This window comes from Gluconacetobacter sacchari, assembly GCF_014174255.1.
Lineage (GTDB): Bacteria > Pseudomonadota > Alphaproteobacteria > Acetobacterales > Acetobacteraceae > Gluconacetobacter > Gluconacetobacter sacchari.
The window spans coordinates 37931-58212 of the sequence record NZ_JABEQJ010000021.1 but is presented as its reverse complement, the minus strand read 5'-3'; the positions used below and the strand labels follow the sequence as shown (position 1 = coordinate 58212).

Below are 20282 nucleotides of genomic sequence, written 5' to 3'. Positions count from 1 at the left end.
ATCGAAGCCATGACTGCCAGCCTCAGCAGGACGTACCGACAGGTTCCCGCACGATCGCGGCCACATGATCGACCGGAAACGTCACCGACCGCGCGATGAAACACACCGCATTGGCCCGATGATGAAGCGCGGCGGCCTGTCCGGCGTCCGAGCCGGCGGAGATCGTCACCCGGGGACGGAGCGTGACGGATACGAACTGTCCTCCGCCGCCGGCATCCTCGGCCATGACACCTTCCGCGGCGTCTGCGTATGCCGTGACGACGATGCCAGCCTCGGCGCATAAATGCAGGTACCAGAGCTGGTGACACGCTGAAAGCGACGCGATCAGCAGCTCTTCCGGATTCCACCTGGCCGGATCGCCACGGAATGCCGGGTCGGACGATCCGGCAATCGCGGGCTTGCCCACCTCCCCATCGTCGGGGCTCATGATCTCGTGGGCACGCTCATATCCGCCATAGCGGGCCGTTCCCTCGCCGGTGTTTCCGGTCCAGACGATTGTGACGCCGTACCGATGCTGCTTTTCACCCATGCCGCCTTACCTTCCAATCCCGTCATCCGTTCGCCCGCGTACCCGACTGGGCGAAAGCCTGTGAAAGCGGCTCCAGGCACGTCGCAACTGGCGCGAGGAGGTAAAACCCGCCCGTTCGGCGACACGCTCCATATCGAGCGTGGAGCCGGTCACAAGTTCATGCGCGCGGGCGATCCGCATCCGGTTGACATAGTCGGTGACGCTCATTCCCGCATGCGCGTTGAACAGGCGCGACAGGTTGCGCGGGCTCGCCCCGGCCACGCAGGCCAGTTCCGCGACCGACCACGCGCGCGCCGGATCGGCGGCGACGGCATCCTGCGCGCGATGGATCGCCGGGTGGATATGATTGCGGCCTTCGAGCCACGGTGAAAGCTGCGGATCGTTGCCGCCGCGCCGGAGATAGACGACGAGATGGCGCGCCACCGCCAGCGCCGTCGCATGCCCCGCCTCCCGGGCGACGAGATGCAACATGAGGTCGATCCCCGCCGTAATGCCGGCGCTCGTCAGGCGTTCGCCCGACGCCACGTACAGGCGGTTCTCGACCACGCGCGCCAAAGGCGCCACGCGGGCCAGTTCGCCGGCATCCGCATGGTGCGTCGTGCATTCGTGCCCGTCGAGCAACCCCGCGCGACCGGCGAGCAGCGCGCCGGAGCAGATCGCCACGAACAGCATTCCCGGCTGCACCATCCGGGCCAGCCAGCGGACAATGGCGGCTTCCCGCGCGTCGTCCCCGGCACGGTCGTGACTGCCCCAGTGCGGCGAGGTTGCCGCCCCCGGCACCACGATCCAGGCGTTACGCGATACAGTCTCGGGAAGCGGTGCGATCCCGCTCAGCTCCAGCCCGATCGAACTGCCGGTCGTGGCACCCGGCTGGCCTGGCGCAGCACCTCGATGGGCCCTGCGATGTCGAGCAACAGGACGCGCGGCGGCACGACGACCAGAACCGGAATCTCGCGCGCTGTCGCCGATGAGATCATGCGGCACAGCCCTCCTGTCCTGCCGCCAGGGCCTGCGCGACGCTCGCGATCCGCGCGAAACGGCCGGCCAGCACCAGTTCGGTGCGGGCACGGATCTCGGCGGCATCCCAGTGTCGTCCAGCAGCGTCGGTCATCGGAAAGGTCAGCGTCGCCTCGGCCACGTAATCGACCGTGTAGCCCAGGTCGGAAGCGTGCCGTGCGGTCGTCTCGCAGCATTGCTCGGTGCGGATGCCCGAAACGATCAGGCGGCGAATGCCATGGGCCGTCAACCACACGTCGAGTCCCGTGCCGACCAGCGCGCTGTGCCGACGCTTGCGAAAGATCACGTCGGGCGTGACGCGCAGAGGCGCCAGCGTGCGCACCAGGCCGGAGGCCTCGGCAAACACGCCCTCCGCCTCGACATGGAAGATCTGGGCAATACGGATCCCGGTGTCGGCCGCGCCGTCGATCAACGCCTGCTGCCGCTCAACATAGGTGCCGACATCGTCCTCGCGGAAATAGGAGCGATACCGGAAAGATTCCTGAGCATCGATGACGAGCAGCGCGGTATCCGACATCTCTTGTTCTCCCTGCAAGCATGACGTCCAGAATGACTATGCTGCCAATGCCACAAAAGACCCAGGAGGGACGAAGATCGGACACATTACGCCAACGTTTTCACGAACGGCCTCTAGCCCGGCCCGGCGGCGGCACGGACGAACGGACGGACATCCACGCCCTGCATCCCGGCGTGCCCCGCCGCCGCCAGCCCCTCGGCGCTGTCTTCCAGCACCAGACAGCAATCGGGCACGGCGCCCAGACGGCGCGCGGCCTCCAGAAACAGGTCGGGCGCGGGCTTCGGCCGTGCCACGTCGTCGATCGTCACGACGCAATCGAACAGGTCGAGCAACTCCGTCCGGGTCAGTGACGCCATGACGATTTCCCGCGAACCGCTGGACGCCACGGCCATCGGCAACGTACCGCGATAACGGCGCGCCAGATCGGCCACCACGGCGATTTCCCGCAACCCGTCCATCGCCGACAGCAGGGCCCCCCGGGCGGCACGCAGGATGGCGGGGCGGTCGAGCGGTCGCCCCAATTCCGTCTCGATCAGGTCCAGCACCATATGTTCCGACAGCCCGCCCCGGCCGCGAAACCAGTCCGGCGCCACCTCATGCGCCGCTTCGGAACGCAGGGCCGCCAGCCACGCTTGCAGATAAAGCGGCAGCGTATCGACCAGCGTGCCGTCGCAATCGAAGATCAGCGCCGTCGTTCCCGGCGGGACGACGATCACGGAAAGGCGGTCCGCTCGTAGGGATTCTGGTCCACAAGCTGGCGCAGCGGCGCGAAATCCCGGTCGGAAAACTGATGAACCCGGATCACTGCGCCAGGCCGCTCCTCCAGGAACATCGTGTCGTTCCAGTCGGCGGCGCTGATGCCGGTCCAGAGCGTGATGGTATAAGGGACGGGCCTGCCGTCCGCCCCGGCCGGGCGGTTCGCGGTCAGGGTCAGCGTGGCATCGCCCGAAGACGGCGGCGTCTGGCCCAGCGGCCCCCAGACATTGCGATGCGCCTGTAGCCAGTCATTGAGCGTGCGGATTTCCGCCGCCGACAGCGCGCGCTGCTGGCGCATCGGCCCCACGCTGATCACGCCCGAGACCATCTGGGGAATGGCCACCGGCTTGAAATTCGGCATCGCGAAGGACCACAGCGCGGCCGATGTCCCGACCGTGATCGCCAGGAAGCCCAGAATCAGCGCTGTTTCCCGTCTCATACCTATTGTCTTTCTCGTTTATCCGCGAACCGCCGCAATGACGCGCGCAACCTCCGCATCCGTCAGTTCGGGGTGGATGGGCAGGGCGAGAATACGACAAGACAGATCCTCGGCAACCGGCAAGGATGTTCCGTCATGCTGGGCCTGATATGCGGGCTGACGATGCAGCGGGCGCGGATAATAGATCGCCGACGGCACACCATGCGCCTTCAGCCGTTCCTGCAAGGCCGTGCGCGCCGTCTCGTCCTCGGTCAGGACGGCATAGACCGCCCATGCGCTCCGCGAGTCCGCCACCCGCATCGGCGTGACGACACACCCTTCCAGCCCCCGGTCATAGGCGCGCGCGATGGCCTCGCGCCGGGCCAGTTCTTCCTCGAACGCGTCCAGCTTGGCCAGCAGAACCGCCGCCTGGAGCGTATCGAGCCGGCCGTTCATGCCCGTGCGCAACACTTCGTACCGCGTCTTGCCCTCGCCATGGGTACGCAACGAGCGATATAATTCCGCTCGTTCGGGGTCATCGGTCAGGATCGCGCCGCCATCGCCGTACGCGCCGAGCGGCTTGGACGGAAAGAAGGACAGGGTCGTCGCCACGGCCTCGCGCCCCAGTTTGCGGCCCGACAGCGCCCCGCCGAACGACTGGGCGCAATCATCCATCAGGAACAGCCTCTCGCGCTCCGCGATCGCGCGCAATGCCGGCCACGGCGCCGGCTGGCCGAACAGATCGACCCCGATGATCGCCCGCGGCCGCAGCCGTCCGGCGGCACGCACCTGCGCGATCCGCGTCCCGAGGCTGGCCGGATCGATCTGGAAGGTCCGGGGATCGACATCGACGAAGACCGGCGTCGCCCCAAGCAGCAGCGGCACCTCCGCCGTGGCGGTATAGGTAAAGGCCGGCAGGAACACCGCATCCCCCCGCCCGATTCCCTCCGCCATCATGACGATCTGGATCGCATCGGTGCCGGAGGACACGCCGACACATTCCTTCGCCCCGGCATAGGCCGCCAGCGCCTGTTCCAGTTCGCCCACTTCGGGGCCCATCACGAAGCGGCAATGCGCCAGGACCGTATCGACCCGCCGCCGGATCGCATCGCCCAGCCGCGCCTGCTGCGCCGGCAGGTCCAGGAACGCAATGGGCGGACTCTCGGTGGAAAGCGGGGCAGTCATGGATGCATCGTCCTTTCGGCGTCGGTCGGGTCCGCTGTCGGCCCCACGATCGTATCGTGCGGATCGCCGGTCGGGTTATGGGCAAATTCGGGAACGAGCCCCGTGATCAGCGCAAGGACGGCCGCGATATCCCCCCTGTGGCAAGCGTCGGCCAGCCGATCGATGACCATCCCCACCTCGTGACGGTCCACCATGCGCGGCGTCGCCATGCGCAGGCCCGGATGATCGGTCGCGGCAGGCGCCTCGCGCCCGTGGAACAGTTCCTCGAACAGTTTTTCGCCGGGGCGCAGCCCGGTGAAGCGGATCGGCACATCGACCTGCGGGCGCAGTCCGGCCAGGCGGATCATCTGCCGCGCCAGATCGACGATCTTGACCGGCTTGCCCATGTCCAGAACGAAGATTCCGCCGCTGCGCAGCAGCGTGTCCGTCCCGCTGCCCGCCTGGTCGCGGATCGTGCCGCGCACGCTGGCCTGGAGGACCAGCCCCACGGCCTCGGACACCGTCATGAAATAGCGCCGCATGTCGGGATGGGTCACGGTCAGCGGCCCCCCGCGCTCCAACTGGCGGCGAAACAGCGGCACGACCGAGCCGGTCGAGCCCAGCACGTTGCCGAACCGCACGGTGACGCAGCGCATGGCGTCGCCGGCGCCGCTCCGGGCCGCCACGTCCAGCGCCTGGCAATACATCTCCGCCGCGCGCTTCGACGCCCCCATCAGGCTGGACGGGTTCACCGCCTTGTCGGTCGACACCATGACCAGCGCCCGCGCCCCGTTGCGCGCCGCCGCGTCGGCGACCACGCGGGTTCCGATCACGTTGGTCAGCACGCCCTCGCACGGATTGGCCTCGACCATCGGCACATGCTTCAGGGCGGCGGCGTGGAAGACCAGGTCCGGACGATAGAGGGCGCAGATCTCCTCCATCCGGTCGCGATCGCGGACATCGGCCAGAATCGCCTCGCGCCGGACAGACGGCGCGCGCTCGGACAGTTCGAGGTCGATCTGCCACAGCGAGAATTCCCCATGGTCCAGCAGCAGCAGATGGCCGGGGGCATGGCCCGCGATCTGCCGCGCCAGTTCCGATCCGATCGACCCGCCCGCCCCCGTGACCAGGATGGTGCGTCCGCGCAGCAGCGTCGCCATCCCTTCGCGGTCCAGGTCGACCTGCGGCCGGTTCAGCAGGTCCTCGATCGCGATCGGGCGCAGTTCCAGCCGCGCGGCCGGGGTCAGTTCGGTCAGGTCGGGGGCGCGCTGGACCGCAAGGCCGCGCTGCTCGGCCGAGGCCAGGACCCGCGCCAGGTCCTCGCCGCGGAATTCGGCATCCGTCACCACCAGCAGGTCCGGCCATTCGCTGCCGCCGCGCGCCCGGTCCAGGATGTCGTCCATCACCCGCACATGGCCCAGAATGGGCACGCCGTGGATCCTGCGCCCCGTCTGCCGCCGCCCCCCGGTCATGATGCCCGCGACGCGAAAAGCCGGATGCGACGCCCGTTCGATGGCGCGGATGAACAGGTCGGCCGACTCGTCCGACCCGATCAGCACCACCTGGCTGGAAGGATAACGCCGCGTCGAACGCCGGCAGGACAGGCGGTAGACGATCCGCGCCCCGCCCAGCGACACCAGCAGGACCAGCGCGTGGATGAACGGAAAGGCCGGCGTGGGAATCGGAAAGCCCGTCACATACAGGCCCAGCGAGAACAGCAGGGCGCTCGCCGCCGACGCCCCGGCGATCCCCAGCAGGTCGTCCACCCCGGAAAAACGCCAATATTGCTGCTGGACGCGAAACGGCAGGCTGCTGATGACCAGCGTGATCGCCCCGCCCGCGATAAACCACAGCGGATGCAGCAGGCCGCCACCAGGATCGGCCAGCCAGCGGGCCAGCGGCGCCGCGAGCGCGGCGACCCCCCCATCCAGCATCACGTTGACGGCGATTCGATTGACCGGACGCCGCCAGTCGGCGGATTCGTCGGGCTCAGGGCGTTGCGGGGCCATTATCCCCACCATATAGCCCAGCCCATTCCATGCTAGAAGAAGCCATGACGACAAAACATCGCGGCAGGCGGTCGTGATCGCCTCCGGCCCGGCCCCCGGCTTTCCCCTGGCCTTCCCGCTCCTCCTGCTCGCCACCTGGATCACCGCCGGCCTGCTCGTGGCCGCGACGATCCGCCTGGGCGTCATGGACCATCCCGGACATCGCAGTTCGCACACCAGGCCGACCCCGAAAGGCGGGGGCATCGGCATCGTGACGGCCTTCGTGCTGGCCGTGCCCATCGGGCGCGTGCTGCACGGCATGGCGCCGCTGGACCTGCCGGCGGCGGGCCTGCTGGCCGCGACGATCCTGCTGGGCGCGGTGTCCTGGCTGGACGATGTCCATCAATGGCCCCCGATCCTGAAGCTGGGGGCGCAGGTCGCGGCATCGGTCCTGGTGGCCCTGACGCTGCCGGTCCCCGCTACCCTGCCCTGGTTCGTCCTGTCCGTCGCGATCCTGGTCTTCATGACCAATGCGGTCAATTTCATGGACGGGCTGAACGGGCTGGTATCGGGCTCCGTCATGCTGGCCTGCCTCGCGCTCGGCGTCCTGTCTCCGGGCAGTCCCCTCGTCACCATGGTCTTTCCGCTGGCGGCGGCGCTGACCGGCTTCCTGCCGTTCAATTTTCCCGCGGCCCGAATCTTCATGGGCGATGTCGGCAGCCAGACCTGCGGGCTCCTGCTCGGCGCCTTCGCGCTGGTCTGCGCGTTCCAGCCAGGCATGCCCCCATGGTACGCGGTTCCCATGCTGCTTGCCGGCCTGATCTACGATGTCGTCTACACGCTTGCCCGGCGCTGGCGAAGGGGCGCCCGGCTGATGGAGGGCCACCGCGAGCATCTCTATCAACGTGCGACGCAAGCCGGCCTATCGCCGGTCGCCGTCACGCTGATCCTCTGGTCGTTCGTCCTGTGGGGAGGGGTGATGGCCTACATCACCATGCTGGGCATGTTGCGGCCGACATCGGGATTGTCGGCCGTCATCCTGCCGCAACTCGCCTGGAGCACGGTCGTGGAACGGCAATGGACCAAGCGGCCCGGCCCGGCCGAATGACGCGCCGGGCCGGTGTCACGCCGGTCAGTGGGTCAGCGTCAGTTCCAACCCCTGGGCAGCGGCGGCCAGTCGCGCGCCCTGCGACACACTGTCGATCTTGATCGTCACCCCGTTGCCATTGTGCAGCAGGCTGCCACCCACGCCGTTGCCCAGCGTCGCCTCGCCATTGCCGGCGACATAGGTGCCGTCGAAATCGTGCAGGTTTTTCAGGTTATAGACCGTACCGGTGCTTTCGATCTTCGAATAGCCGACGGCGGCGATCGACCCACCCTTGACGGTGAAATGATAGGTATGGTGGCGGAAGGTCAGCGTGCCCGAGCCCCAGGTCCAGCCCACGCCGACATCGGCGGATTTGGCAACCAGATGGACACGGCCGACGGGCGCGCCCAGGTCATCGGCCGCGCGGGCCGTCACCGGGCCAGGAAGGGACGTCATCAGGAACGGAACGGCGAGAGCGGCTACGGCCGCGATACGCGATGCCATATGCATGATCTTTCTCCATCGGTCTGTCCCGATCGGCCGGATCCGCGCACAAAAATGCCACAGGCGACTCATCGGTCGCGGCTATGCGCCGGCCCATGCGCCCGATCGGTCTGTCGTCTTTCGGAATAAAGAGGAACGGCCGCCCGGACGGGCGGCCGTCCCGCCGGATCAGCCGGCGGCCCGGCGCGGCGCGCGCTCTTCCCGCACGATCTTGGCCGCGCGGCCGGTCGCCGGCACGCCGGCGGCCTCACCCATGATCGTGCGCAGTTCGCGCAGGTAGGCGGAGCCCTTCAGCGTGCGCTGCACGAGAACCGAGCGACGGTCCATCGGGTCCACCTTGCGGCGGGCCAGATCCAGCTCGCCGAGCCGATCGAGGGCGCGGGTGATGGCGGGCTTCGACACGTTCAGCGCCGCGGCCAGCCCGCGCACGGTGTGCGCCCCGTCCTCGAGATAGCAGGTCAGGAAGACGCCAAGCTGGCGGGCCGACAGGTCGGGACCGTCACGGCGCACCATCGCCACGATGGTGTCGCGCAGGGTGTTGATCAGTTGGTCGGTGGTCGAAGAATTCTGAGCCATAGTGAAAAAAACCTTTCCTGAGGCAGTCGGCAACCGCCTCGATGTTCCGCCGTCAGCGTTCCCGCTCAGGGCCGACGGTCATTCCATAGCCGTCATATAGTTTCAAAACGCGCCACATATAAGCCCACAGAACGGGAATAGTTCGTTCCTTGTCATTATTTCACGATCGAGTACTGTCCCTTCCATGAAGGATCGGCAACAAAGCTGCGTACACCGCGCGCAAAACAGGGATTTCGCCTCCTTCCGGCCGACCGGAACGGTAATGATCGTTCCAGGCATACAGATCGATATGTGCCCAGCGCACGCCTGATTTGATGAATTTTTTTAGAAACAGGGCCGCCGTGAGCGATCCGGCCATCGGTTTGGCCGCGACATTGTTCATATCGGCCACCGGACTCCGGAGCCACGCGGCATAATCGTCCCATAGCGGCAGGCGCCAGAGCGGGTCGGCACAGCCCGTCCCGGCCTCCAGGATGGCGTGCGCGACCGCGTCGTCGTTGCTGAACAGCGCCGGCAGGTCGGGGCCCAGCGCCACACGCGCGGCCCCTGTCAGCGTGGCCGCGTCGATCAGCAGATCCGGGTCCGAGTCGCAGGCGTCGGCCAGCAGGTCGCACAGCACCAGCCGGCCCTCGGCATCCGTATTGCCGATCTCCACCGTCTGGCCCGACCGCGTGACCACCACGTCCGACGGACGCATCGCGGTGCCCGAGATGCTGTTTTCGACACACCCCAGGCGCAGTTCCAGCCGGATGGGCAGGTCCCGCGCGATCACCAGACGGGCCAGCGCCAGCATGACCGCGGCACCGCCCATGTCCTTCTTCATGCGCAGCATCCCGGCGGCCGGCTTGATGTCGTAGCCCCCGGTATCGAAACAGACCCCCTTGCCCACCAGCGACAGCAACGGGGCCTTCGGGCCGGCCTTGCTGCCCGCCCAGCGCGCGATCACTACCTTGGGCGCGCGCGCCGATCCGGCGCCGACATGCGCGACGGTGGGATAGGCCCGCGCCAGCTTCCGTCCCTTCACGATTTCCAGCCGCGCACCCAGCGGCTCCAGCACCGCGCGGGCGGCTTCGGCCAATTCCGCCGGTCCCATCAGGTTGGGGGGCGCATTGATCAGGTCCCGCCCCATGCATATCGCATGCGCGACCTCCGCTCCCGCCGCCCCGCCGGCCGGCACCACCAGCCGCGCGATCTCGCGGTCCGGCGGGGCGGCCCGGCCGAACGCCGGCATGCGATACGCCCCCAGGCAGAAGCCCAGGACCGCGATGTCCGGGCCGATGCCCTCCGGCAGCGCGATCTTCCACGCGCCGGGCGGCAGGCTGGTCGCCAGCGTGCCGAACTGGAACGGGTCCGCCTCCGCCCGCACCCCCAGCACCGCCGCCCCCACGCCCCCCTTGCCAGGTATCAGCGCCAGTTCCCCGACCTGCCCCCGAAAACCCGATTCGCGCACGAACGCGGCCCCCGCCTCGCCGACTCGTTCCGCCAGCGCCGGCAGATCGGCCTGGGTGATCGCGTGGACCACGCGGACGCCGCCGCGCCGCCCGCGCGTCGATGGCAGCAGGCAAGGGAATTCTTCAATGGACATCAGCGCCCTCCGCGATCCGAACCGCGCCAGCGTGCGTCCTGCGCCCGGCCAGCGCAACCGGTCGCGGCCCGATTCTCCAACCGGGGCGCGGGTTTTGCTTGCAATCGGCCCGGTGTCATCTGAGCATGGACCCATGATGGGTGCATCCCCGGGGGCCGGGTCCTCCAGTGCCGCGCGACACGCCTTCCACCCTGCGAACGCCAGGCGAATCCGGGCCGTCCTCGGCCCGACCAATACCGGCAAGACCCATCTGGCCATCGAGAGACTGCTGGCCCATTCCAGCGGCATCATCGGCTTCCCCCTGCGCCTGCTGGCCCGCGAGAATTACGAGCGCATGGTCGCCGCGAAAGGCGCGGCCGCCGTCGCGCTGATCACGGGCGAGGAAAAGATCGTCCCGCCCAACGCCCGCTGGTTTTCCTGCACCGTGGAGGCCATGCCCCTGGGCCAGCGCGCGGAATTCGTCGCGGTCGACGAAATCCAGCTCTGCGCCGACCCCGACCGCGGCCATATCTTCACCGACCGGCTGCTGCATGCCCGCGGCATGGTGGAAACCATGTTCCTGGGCGCCGAGACCATCCGCCCGCTGCTGCGCCGCCTGGTGCCGGGCATCGAGATCGACAGCCGCCCGCGCCTGTCCAGCCTGGCCCACACGGGCGCCTGCAAGCTGACGCGCCTGCCCCCGCGCTCCGCGATCGTCGCCTTCTCGGCCACCGAGGTCTATGCGATCGCCGAGCTGATCCGCCGGCGGCGCGGCGGCTGCGCCGTCGTCATGGGCCAGCTCTCGCCGCGCACGCGCAATGCGCAGGTCGCGCTGTATCAGGAGCGCGAGGTCGACTATCTGGTCGCGACCGACGCGATCGGCATGGGGCTGAACATGGATGTCAACCATGTCGCCTTCGCCGGCCTGTCCAAGTTCGACGGCATGCGGGCCCGGCCACTTTTCCCCGCCGAAATCGCCCAGATCGCCGGCCGGGCCGGACGCGGCATGCGCGACGGCACGTTCGGCACCGCCGGCACCTGCCCCCCGGTGCCCGAGGAAGTGGCCGAGGCCGTGGAAACCCACCGTTTCGATCCGATCGAACGGCTGTTCTGGCGCAACAGCGCGCTCGATTTCTCCGGCCCCGAGGCCCTGCTGGCCAGCCTCGCCCACCCCCCGCCGCTCGCGGGCCTGACCGCCGGCAACGACGCGACCGACGTGCTGACCCTCGGCAGCCTCGCGGCGGTACCCGACATCCGCGCCCTGGTCCGCTCGCCCCGCGCGACCCGATTGCTGTGGGAAGCCTGCCAGATCCCCGATTTCCGCAAGCTGGGCGACGAAAGCCATACCAGGCTGTGCGCGCGGATCTTCACCCACGTCATCCGTGACGAGCACGTGCCCGAATCGTGGATGGAGTCCCAGATCGCCGGCTTCACCCGGGTCGACGGCGACATCGATTCCCTGATGCACCGCCTGTCGGGCATCCGCGTCTGCGCCTATATCGCCGCCCGGCCGGACTGGGTGCGCAACGCCGCGCACTGGCAGGAACGCACCCGCGCGGTCGAGGATCAGTTGTCGGACGCGCTGCACGAACGGCTGACCGCCCGCTTCGTCGATCGCCGCGCCGCCTCGCTGATCCGCCGTCTCGACGAATCGGCCGAGGAAGACCTGCTGTCCGCCGTCACCGCTCAGGGCGAGGTGGTGGTGGAAGGCCATCCGGTAGGGCGCGTGACGGGCCTGGACCTGGTCGCGGATTCCGCCTGCGCGCTGCCGGACCAGCGCCTGCTGCTGCGCGCCGCCCGCCGCGCCCTGCGGACCGAAATCCCCCGGCGCGTCCAGACATTGACCCAGGCGCCCGACGACGCCTTCGCGTTTTCGGCCGACGGGCGGTTCGTCGTGTGGGACGGCGGCGCCATCGCGCGCCTGCGCGGCGGCGACCACCTGCTGCGGCCACGGATCGACGTGCTGGACAATTCCTTCCTCGACGGCGCGCAGAAGGAACGGATCCGCGCCCATTTGGCGCAGTGGCTGGACCGCCAGGTCCATGAGGCGATGGCGGCCCTGTTTTCCGCCCGTGCCGCCGTGCAGGCGGACCCGACGTTGCGCGGCATCCTGCACCGGCTGGAGGAACAGGGCGGCGTGGTGGCCGACAGCCAGTCCATGCCCCCCGCGCTGCGGGCGCGGCTCAAGGCGCTCGGGGTGCGCGTGGGCCGGCATGCGGTGCTCATGCCGGCCCTGCTGCGGCCCCACGCCATGCGCCTGCGCGCGATCCTGCTGGCGGCGCGCGCCGGGCGCCGGCTGCCCGACCTGCCGCCGGCCGGCGCGGTATCGATTCCGGCCGACGGCCCCCATGACGCCATCCTGGCGCAACTGGGCTGGATCGCCGCCGGCCCGGTGCGCCTGCGGCTGGACATCGCCGAGAAACTGTCCGGCGAACTGCGCTGGCGGGCCCGCAACGGCCCGGTCCCCCTGCCCGATGGCCTGCCCTCCCGCCTGGGCGTGCGCCCGGAGATGGTCGCGGCGATCCTCAAGGCCCTGGATATTCCCGTCCGCGCCGCCCGCCCCCTGGGCGCCAGCGAATATGGTCCCGCCGCCCCGCCGATGCTGGCGGTGACGCAGGACGCGCGGCGCCGCCAGCGCCATCAGAAGCCGGCCCATGACGGGCCCACGCACCCGTCCGGTCCATCCACCAAGGGGCGCGCATTGCTCGCCTCCCGTCCCGTCACCGCCCCCCGTGCCGCGCACCCGGTCCCCGACGGCCCGTTCGCCGCCCTGGCCGTCCTGAAATACCCCCGGCGATGAAAGACGAACCGCCGGACGCGATCACGGCGCAGAGGCTCGATAGCTGGCTATGGTGCGCCCGCTTCGCCCGCAACCGCCCCGATTGCGCCCGCATCGCCCAGGGCGGCCTGGTGCGAATCAATCGGCAGCGAACCGAAAAAGCCCATGCGCTGGTCCGCCCGGGTGATATCCTGACCCTGCCCGCGCCGGCCGGCGACCAGGTGATGGTGCTGCGGATCGCGGCCCTCGCCCGGCGGCGCGGCCCCGCCGCCGCCGCGCGCCTGCTGTACGAGATCATCCCGGAACGGACCCCGTCCCCCGTGTCATGACGGCCACCGGCCCGGCAGGGTGTCCTGCGGACAGCCTCTTTGACTTGCCATGGCTGCAAAAGACTCCCATACCACGGCCATCATAGGCGAGGATCCCCCTGGCGGCGCCTCGCGGACCCCAAGGCTGATGATGCCGTCGGTCGCGACGGTATCGCAGCTACAGATAATCGGAGATGAACGATGACCTACGTGGTCACCGAAAACTGCATCCGCTGCAAGTTCATGGACTGTGTCGAGGTGTGCCCGGTCGATTGCTTCTATGCCGGCGAGAACTTCCTGGTCATCAACCCCGACGAATGCATCGATTGCGGCGTGTGCGAACCGGAATGCCCGGCCGAGGCCATCGTGCCCGACAGCGACGATCGCGCCGCCGCCTGGGCCGAGATCAATGCCAGCTATTCCGTCAAATGGCCCAACATCACCCGCAAGGGCACCGCGCCCGCCGACGCCGAGGAATGGAAGGACAAGCCCGGCAAGAAGGACCTGCTGTCGCCCGAGCCGCACAAGGACTGACCCCGCACCACCGGAGGCGGCGCCCCGCCGCCTCCGCCGCGGACATGGAAAAGGCCGGTGAGGTTGCCCTCACCGGCCTTTTCCATGTCTGGCACCAGCCGGTCCGGGCGCCTGCGGCACCCGGGATGGCGGATATCAGCGCGACATCATGTTGATCGACGTGTCATGCATGATGAACAGCGTGCCGATGACCAGGATAAAGACGGTCATGATCGTGAAGGCGAAGGCCATCACGTTCCAGCGCTGCTCCGACGACGCGTTCATGTGGAGGAAGAACACCAGATGAACGACGATCTGCACCGCCGCCAGGATCGCGATGGCCGCCAGCATGCCCGAAGGCGAGAAGCTGTGCGCCATGACGATGCCGAACGCGGCCGCCGTCAGCAGGACGGAAATGACGAACCCGGTAAGGTAAGAGCCTACGCTCCCGTGGTTCGCTCCCGAATGGTCTGTATGCGCGTCAGCCATCAGATCACACTCATCAGATAGACAAAGGTGAAGACACAGATCCAGACGATGTCCAGGAAGTGCCAGAACAGGCTGAGGCAGGTCAGCTTGTTCGTCATGCGCTCCGTCAGGACAGTCTTGCCGCCCGTCTGGACAATCAGGACCGCCATCCACAGCAGGCCGCAGGTCACGTGCAGCCCGTGGGTTCCGACCAGGGTGAAGAAGGCCGACAGGAACGCGCTGCGGTCCGGTCCGTTGCCTTCCGCGACCATGTGCGAGAACTCGCGGATTTCCATGAACAGGAAGCCCAGGCCCAGGATGAAGGTCACCCCGAGCCAGCCGCGCAGCGCACCCAGCTTGTTCCGGTGCGCGCTGATCATGCCGAAGCCGTAGGTGATCGAGCTGAGCAGCAGCAACGCCGTCTCGATCCCGACCCCGTTCAGTTCGAAGATGTCCTTGCCGGTGGGACCACCGGCAAACTGGTTGCGCATCACCGCGAACACCGCGAACAGCGTTCCGAAGATGATGCAATCGGTCATCAGATACAGCCAGAACCCGAACACCACGGGAGATTCGTGGTGCTCATCATGGGCATGGGCCGCATCAGCCGTCATGTCGTGCGCCATTATTCCGCCGCCTGTGCCGCCTGGAGGTTACGGGTATGCTCGTTCTCGATACGGGCAACCTCGGACACCGGCACGTAGTAGTCGATATCGTTGTTGCTGCTCCGCGCGATCACGGTCGCGATGATGCCGATCAGGCCGATGGCCGCCAGCCACCAGATCCACCAGATCGCGGCAAAGCCGAGGATCAGGCTGAACAGGCCGACGAAGAAACCGGCGGACGTGTTCTTGGGCATGTGGATCGGCTGGTAGTGCCCACCGGCCGAACGGGTGTCGATGCCGGCTTCCTTGTCGTGGGCGAACGCATCCAGGTCATGGACGGTCGGCACGACGGCGAAGTTGTAGAAGGGCGGGGGCGACGAGGTCGACCATTCCAGCGTGCGCGCGTTCCACGGATCACCCGTCAGATCGCGGTTTTCGGCCAGGTTACGGTCACGGATCGAGACATAGAGCTGCGTCAGCTGGCAGACGATGCCCAGCGCGATCAGCACGGCGCCGAATTCGGCGACAAGCAGCCACGGATACCATTCCGGGTTGTCGTAATGGTTCATGCGACGGGTCATGCCCTCGAAGCCCAGGACATAAAGCGGCATGAACGCGAAGTAGAAGCCGACGAACCAGAACCAGAACGCACGCTTGCCCCACGCCTCGTTCAGCTTGAAGCCGAAAGCCTTGGGAAACCAGAAGTTCATCGCCGCGACATAGCCGAAATACACGCCGCCGATGATGACGTTGTGGAAATGGGCGATCACGAACAGCGAGTTGTGCAGCACGAAGTCGGCGGCCGGAATGGCCAGCATGACGCCGGTCATGCCACCGATGGTAAAGGTGATCATGAAGCCGATCACCCAGTACATGGTCGCGTGGAACTCGACGCGGCCCTTATACATGGTGAACAGCCAGTTGAAGATCTTCACGCCCGTCGGGATCGCGATGATCATCGTCATGATGCCGAAGAAGGCGTTGACGTTCGCCCCGGCACCCATGGTGAAGAAGTGGTGCAGCCAGACGACAAGCGACAGGACCATGATCGAACAGGTCGCATAGACCATGGTGTTGTAGCCGAACAGCGGCTTGCGCGAGAAGGTCTGGGTGATTTCCGAGAACGCGCCGAAAGCCGGCAGAACCAGGATATAGACTTCCGGATGCCCCCACGCCCAGATGACGTTCAGGTACAGCATCTGGTTGCCGCCCGCGTCATTGGTGAAGAAGTGCATGCCCAGATAACGGTCCAGGCCAAGCAGGGCCAGGGCAACCGTCAGGATCGGGAACGCCACCATGATCAGCACGGTCGTGCAGAAGATGGTCCAGGTGAACACCGGCATCTTCATGTACGTCATGCCGGGCGCGCGCATCTTCACGATGGTGGTGAAGAAGTTCACGCCGGTCAGCAGCGTGCCGACACCCGATAGCTGGACCGCCCAGATATAATAGTCGACACCGACCCCGGGACTGAACTGCTGCTCGGACAGCGGCGGATACGCCAGCCAGCCGCACTGCGAGAACTCACCGATGAACAGCGAGATGTTGATCAGCACGAAGCTGATCGTCGTCATCCAGAAGCTGAGCGAGTTCAGGAAGGGGAAGGCCACGTCGCGGGCGCCGATCTGCAACGGCACGACCACGTTCATCAGCCCGGTCATGAACGCCATCGCCATGAAGAAGATCATGATGGTGCCGTGCGCCGAGAAGATCTGGTCGTAGTGATGCGGCGGCAGGTAGCCCGGATTGCCGGCATAGGCCAGCGCGAGCTGCGAGCGCATCATGATGGCGTCCGCGAAGCCACGGAACAGGGCGACCAGCGCGAGCACGATATACATCACGCCCAGACGCTTGTGGTCTACCGAGGTGAACCACTCTTTCCAGAGATAGCCCCACTTGCCGTAATAGGTGATCAGCCCGAGCACCGCCAGGCCGGCAATCGCCGCGCCGGCAAAGGTGCCGACAAGGATAGGCACATCGATCGGAATATCCGACCAGCTTAATTTTCCTAACATCGGTCCTATTCCTTCATATTCATGTCGGACATTGCGGACTGCACATGCAGCATCTTGCCGGTGCTCTTATCCATGACCATGCCGTTGTTGTACTTGGCCACGATCTGGTCGAAGAGAGCGGGTTCAGCATGCGAGAAATACTCGACGGGGTTCGCCTCGCTGGGCGCGGCCAGCTTGGGATAGTTCGTGTTGTCGAGTTGTTCGGACGCCGCTTTCACCTTCTGGATCCAGGCGGCATAATCGTCATTGCTCATCGCCAGCGCGCGGAAGTGCATGTCCGAGAAGCCCCGGCCGCTGAAATTCGCGGACTCGCCCAGGTAATTGCCAGCCGTGCCCGCCACCAGGTGCAACTGCGTCTGCATGCCGGCCATCGCATAGATCTGCGAGCCCAGTTGCGGGATGAAGAACGAGTTCATCACCGAGTCAGACGTGATGTGGAATTCGACCGGCGTATTCACCGGAAAGGCGACCTGATTGACGGTCGCAATCCCCTCGTCGGGGTAGATGAACAGCCATTTCCAGTCCAGCGCGACGACATCGATATGAAGCGGCTTCGCGCTGGCTTCCTCGTCGAGCGGACGGTAGGGGTCGAGCGAATGGCAGGTCTGATAGGTCAGCACCGCCAGGAAAAGAATGATCAGGGAGGGGACCACCCAGATCACGACTTCAATCTTGTTCGAATGCGACCATTTCGGCAGGTATTCGGCACTCGTATTCGAACTCCGATACTGCCACGCGAACAGCAACGTCAGAACGATGACCGGCACGACCACAAGCAGCATCGCATAGGTCGAAGTCAGGATCAGGCTCTTCTCCTGGATACCGATGGTACCCTTCGGATCGAGCGTTGCCCAGTCACATCCCGCCAAGAGGAACGCTGAGGACAAACACATTAAACTCGATAATCTTGGCAAGATTTTTTTCTTCATCTCACGCCTCGTTGGTTTCGACATCACCCTTGCTCATATGCGCGCGTCGTTCACGGGCTCCCAAAGCAACAACGGCCATGCCTCACGTCTGCCGCGAATCCCGTCTCGGGTCTCTCGCCGTCTGTTACATCCGTTGATATCAAACCGCCGTCCACCTCCCTCCTCGAATAGGAGGCCTTCGCCGGATCGATCCCGTCATGAGTTTCCGTCGGCTTTTTGACCTTGATCTCGATCAAGGATCGGAATGGTGACGCGCGTTTTCCATCCCGTCGAACCGAACGGCCACCCCATGCGCCGTCACGTGCCTCGAGCGTCCTGTCTGCGCTGCTATCCTTTCGTTCGTAGTTCTCTTACCGCCTTATCCGACTGGAAGGACCCTACAAGCAAGCCTTCACATAATGTTTCAAATTATTTCAAACGCACCGACAGGTTGGCACTAATCCGTGTAATGTCAGTCAGATAAGGTGGCATCCCCTACATCACATCCACGTCATCGCACTCTTTCCGAGGAAGAATAAGTCTTATTTTGGCCGAATTTCCACACCGTTCATCCTACCGGCGGGGCGCGTTTCCCGCCTCCCGGGGCGGCGGACAAAAAAAGGCCCCGCCGGTGGGCGGGGCCTGATCCTGGCCATGGAATCAAGAGGCGCGTCGAGTCATCGGGCCGAAACCCTCAGTTCTCCTGGTTGCTGCGCACACCCATGAACTGCAACAGGAACTGGAACAGGTTGATGAAGTTCAGATAAAGCGCCAGCGCATCGTAGACCGAGCGCTTGGCGGCCCCGTCCGGTCCGTCATAATAGGCGACCTGCTGATAGGTCGTCTTGATCCGCTGCGTATCGAACGCGGTCAGGGCGATGAAGATGAACACGCCGATGATGCTGTACAGCAGGCCCAGGGTCGAGCTGTGCAGGAACATGTTCACCAGCCCCGCGATCACCAGTCCGAACAGGCCCATGATCAGGAACGAGCCGAACCGGGTCAGGTCGGTGCGGGTCACATAGCCCCAGATCGACATCGCCGAGAACGTACCGGCCGTGACGAAGAACACGCGCACCACCGAAACGCCGGTGAAGGTCAGCAGGATACTGGACAGGCTGGCCCCCATGACCGCGCAGAACAGCCAGAACAGCATCTGCACCGTCTGCCGCGACAGGCGGTTGATCCCCAGCGACATGACCAGGACGAAACCCAGCGGGGCGATCATCGCCAGCGTGCCCAACCCGGTCGGACGCAGCACGGTCATCCCGCTCGGCGTCATCACGGCGGCGAAGAACGCGGCGCGCAGGCTGGTGTTGGCAACCAGATAGGCCACGACCCCGGTCAGCACCAACCCCGAGGCCATCCAGTTATAGACCCGGAGCATATAGGCCCGCAGCCCCTGATCGATGGCTCCAGCGCCGACCCCGGCGCCTGCGGGTCGGGACATTGTTCGAAAATCCGGGCTGAAAGCCATGACATCCTTCCTTTGTCCGGACAATTCCAGACACAACATATCTGAGATGTGGGAGGCGCAGGCAATATTTCAAGGAAAATCGTCCGGCAGGCGGATGACATTTCCATAATAGTGCGCGCCCCCAAGCGCTCAGTGCCCTATTATAAGGTAACGAACCCCATCGCGAAACCGTCCCGCGCACGAGGCACCACCGTGAGACTCTTCGTCGCCCTCGATGTCGGATCGCCGCTTCGCGAGGCGATTGCCGCGCTGCGCGGCAGCCTGGCCGGCGTAAGCTGGGTCGATCCCGCCACCTATCACGTCACGCTCTGCTTTCTCGGCGAAGTGTCCGGCCGGAACCGCCTGGAAGACATCGACATGGCGCTGTCGGCGATCCGCGCCCCCGCCATCGACCTGATGCCCGGCCCGCCCGGCGTGTTCGAACAGGGCAGCGGCCGGCAAAGCCTGTGGGTCGGGATCGCGCGCACCGCGCCCCTGCTGCACCTGCATCGCAAGGTCGAGACGGCGATGCGCCGCGCGGACTTCGCGATCGAACGCAGGCGCTTTCACCCCCATGTCACGATCGGCGCGCTCGCCGCCCCCGCGCCCGAAATGCTCGCCGCCTGGCTCGCGCGATGGTCCGCCCTCCCTCTTCCGCCGGTCGAGATCCCGCGCCTGACCCTTTTCCGGTCGCTCCGCGGTCCGGACCAGGCCAGCTACGAACCCATCGTCGAATACGACCTGGCGGGATGACGCCATCCCGAATCGCATCCAACTGGACAATAACGAAGATTTATTCATTCATATTATTGATATATCTCATTACATTAATGTATGTTCATGTTTTGCCCATCGTCCGCGCCGCGTCCAACGCCATCGCGCCCGCATGAAGAAAAAGACATGAAATCAATACAATGAGCGATCTCATCGCCATGGCGCCCCCGTGTGCGCGGCCAGCGGGCGCCGATGGGCGTTTTCGCCGCATTCCAGCCAACACAAAATCGTCAGGAGACTGAATTTAGACTGTCAGTATGGTTGCACCGAGCCTGAGTTTTCCCGGTCCGCGACCGGAATGGTCGGGTTGTTTTTTTATTGTCACGAGGACATCGG

At 66.1% G+C, this 20282-nt stretch carries 21 protein-coding genes; 5 read left to right on the top strand and 16 right to left on the bottom strand.

Features of this window, described 5'->3' with window-relative positions:
• Positions 1-22: 22 nt before the first annotated feature.
• From HLH48_RS15200 to HLH48_RS15170, 8 genes are all read right to left on the bottom strand, one after another.
• Positions 23-529, bottom strand: coding sequence for an OsmC family protein (locus HLH48_RS15200; RefSeq protein WP_182998338.1), 507 nt, complete (start codon positions 527-529; stop codon positions 23-25).
• Positions 530-535: 6 nt separating this feature from the next.
• On the bottom strand, positions 536-1309 hold the full coding sequence (locus HLH48_RS15195) for a GlxA family transcriptional regulator (protein ID WP_264813270.1): 774 nt from the start codon (positions 1307-1309) through the stop codon (positions 536-538).
• 50 nt (positions 1310-1359) lie between these two features.
• On the bottom strand, positions 1360-1506 hold the full coding sequence (locus HLH48_RS23275) for a hypothetical protein (protein WP_246387378.1): 147 nt from the start codon (positions 1504-1506) through the stop codon (positions 1360-1362).
• The gene (locus HLH48_RS15190; RefSeq protein ID WP_182998337.1) at positions 1503-2063 is read right to left on the bottom strand and encodes an isochorismatase family protein; all 561 of its coding nucleotides are present in this window, start codon (positions 2061-2063) and stop codon (positions 1503-1505) included. Before HLH48_RS15190 ends, HLH48_RS23275 begins: the two co-directional genes overlap by 4 nt.
• Positions 2064-2176: 113 nt before the next feature.
• A complete protein-coding gene (locus HLH48_RS15185; protein ID WP_182998336.1) occupies positions 2177-2779 on the bottom strand; it encodes an HAD family hydrolase in 603 nt (200 codons plus the stop codon).
• The gene (locus tag HLH48_RS15180; protein WP_182998335.1) at positions 2776-3258 is read right to left on the bottom strand and encodes a hypothetical protein; all 483 of its coding nucleotides are present in this window, start codon (positions 3256-3258) and stop codon (positions 2776-2778) included. The genes HLH48_RS15185 and HLH48_RS15180 overlap by 4 nt, the downstream gene beginning before the upstream one ends.
• Positions 3259-3276: 18 nt before the next feature.
• Positions 3277-4422 (bottom strand): DegT/DnrJ/EryC1/StrS family aminotransferase, encoded by a 1146-nt coding sequence (locus HLH48_RS15175; RefSeq protein ID WP_182998334.1) that lies wholly within the window; start codon positions 4420-4422, stop codon positions 3277-3279.
• Positions 4419-6410, bottom strand: coding sequence for a polysaccharide biosynthesis protein (locus HLH48_RS15170; protein WP_246387377.1), 1992 nt, complete (start codon positions 6408-6410; stop codon positions 4419-4421). Before HLH48_RS15170 ends, HLH48_RS15175 begins: the two co-directional genes overlap by 4 nt.
• A gap of 73 nt (positions 6411-6483) precedes the next feature.
• Between HLH48_RS15170 and HLH48_RS15165 the strand changes: the two genes are divergently transcribed.
• Positions 6484-7497, top strand: coding sequence for a glycosyltransferase family 4 protein (locus tag HLH48_RS15165; RefSeq protein WP_264813269.1), 1014 nt, complete (start codon positions 6484-6486; stop codon positions 7495-7497).
• A gap of 24 nt (positions 7498-7521) precedes the next feature.
• On the opposite strand, the gene HLH48_RS15160 is transcribed toward HLH48_RS15165, so the two are convergent.
• From HLH48_RS15160 to HLH48_RS15150, 3 genes are all read right to left on the bottom strand, one after another.
• Positions 7522-7986: a hypothetical protein gene (locus HLH48_RS15160; RefSeq protein WP_246387376.1), complete on the bottom strand. Its 465-nt coding sequence runs from the start codon at positions 7984-7986 to the stop codon at positions 7522-7524.
• Positions 7987-8148: 162 nt separating this feature from the next.
• Positions 8149-8556, bottom strand: a complete 408-nt coding sequence (locus HLH48_RS15155) for a MarR family transcriptional regulator (RefSeq protein ID WP_182998332.1) — start codon at positions 8554-8556, stop codon at positions 8149-8151.
• 160 nt (positions 8557-8716) lie between these two features.
• Positions 8717-10141 carry a leucyl aminopeptidase family protein gene (locus tag HLH48_RS15150; protein ID WP_182998331.1) on the bottom strand — a complete coding sequence of 475 codons (1425 nt, stop codon included), beginning with the start codon at positions 10139-10141 and terminating at the stop codon, positions 8717-8719.
• A 133-nt stretch (positions 10142-10274) separates the two neighbouring features.
• On the opposite strand from HLH48_RS15150, the gene HLH48_RS15145 reads away from it, so the two are divergent.
• The 3 genes from HLH48_RS15145 (at position 10275) to fdxA (ending at position 13741) form a co-directional block, all read left to right on the top strand.
• Entirely contained in the window at positions 10275-12920 is a 2646-nt protein-coding gene (locus tag HLH48_RS15145) for a helicase-related protein (protein WP_182998330.1), read from the top strand.
• On the top strand, positions 12917-13228 hold the full coding sequence (locus HLH48_RS15140) for a S4 domain-containing protein (RefSeq protein WP_182998329.1): 312 nt from the start codon (positions 12917-12919) through the stop codon (positions 13226-13228). The genes HLH48_RS15145 and HLH48_RS15140 overlap by 4 nt, the downstream gene beginning before the upstream one ends.
• Positions 13229-13408: 180 nt before the next feature.
• Positions 13409-13741 (top strand): ferredoxin FdxA, encoded by a 333-nt coding sequence (gene fdxA / locus HLH48_RS15135; RefSeq protein WP_114726824.1) that lies wholly within the window; start codon positions 13409-13411, stop codon positions 13739-13741.
• A gap of 135 nt (positions 13742-13876) precedes the next feature.
• On the opposite strand, the gene cyoD is transcribed toward fdxA, so the two are convergent.
• The 5 genes from cyoD to HLH48_RS15110 form a co-directional block, all read right to left on the bottom strand.
• On the bottom strand, positions 13877-14209 hold the full coding sequence (gene cyoD, locus HLH48_RS15130) for a cytochrome o ubiquinol oxidase subunit IV (RefSeq protein WP_182998328.1): 333 nt from the start codon (positions 14207-14209) through the stop codon (positions 13877-13879).
• Positions 14209-14814, bottom strand: coding sequence for a cytochrome o ubiquinol oxidase subunit III (gene cyoC / locus HLH48_RS15125; RefSeq protein ID WP_182998327.1), 606 nt, complete (start codon positions 14812-14814; stop codon positions 14209-14211). Before cyoC ends, cyoD begins: the two co-directional genes overlap by 1 nt.
• Positions 14814-16808 (bottom strand): cytochrome o ubiquinol oxidase subunit I, encoded by a 1995-nt coding sequence (gene cyoB, locus HLH48_RS15120; protein WP_182998326.1) that lies wholly within the window; start codon positions 16806-16808, stop codon positions 14814-14816. Before cyoB ends, cyoC begins: the two co-directional genes overlap by 1 nt.
• Positions 16809-16813: 5 nt before the next feature.
• Positions 16814-17737, bottom strand: coding sequence for a ubiquinol oxidase subunit II (gene cyoA, locus HLH48_RS15115; RefSeq protein WP_182998325.1), 924 nt, complete (start codon positions 17735-17737; stop codon positions 16814-16816).
• Between the two features lie 673 nt (positions 17738-18410).
• Positions 18411-19193, bottom strand: coding sequence for a Bax inhibitor-1/YccA family protein (locus HLH48_RS15110; RefSeq protein ID WP_182998324.1), 783 nt, complete (start codon positions 19191-19193; stop codon positions 18411-18413).
• Positions 19194-19385: 192 nt separating this feature from the next.
• On the opposite strand from HLH48_RS15110, the gene thpR reads away from it, so the two are divergent.
• Entirely contained in the window at positions 19386-19925 is a 540-nt protein-coding gene (gene thpR, locus HLH48_RS15105) for an RNA 2',3'-cyclic phosphodiesterase (protein ID WP_182998323.1), read from the top strand.
• Positions 19926-20282 lie beyond the last annotated feature (357 nt).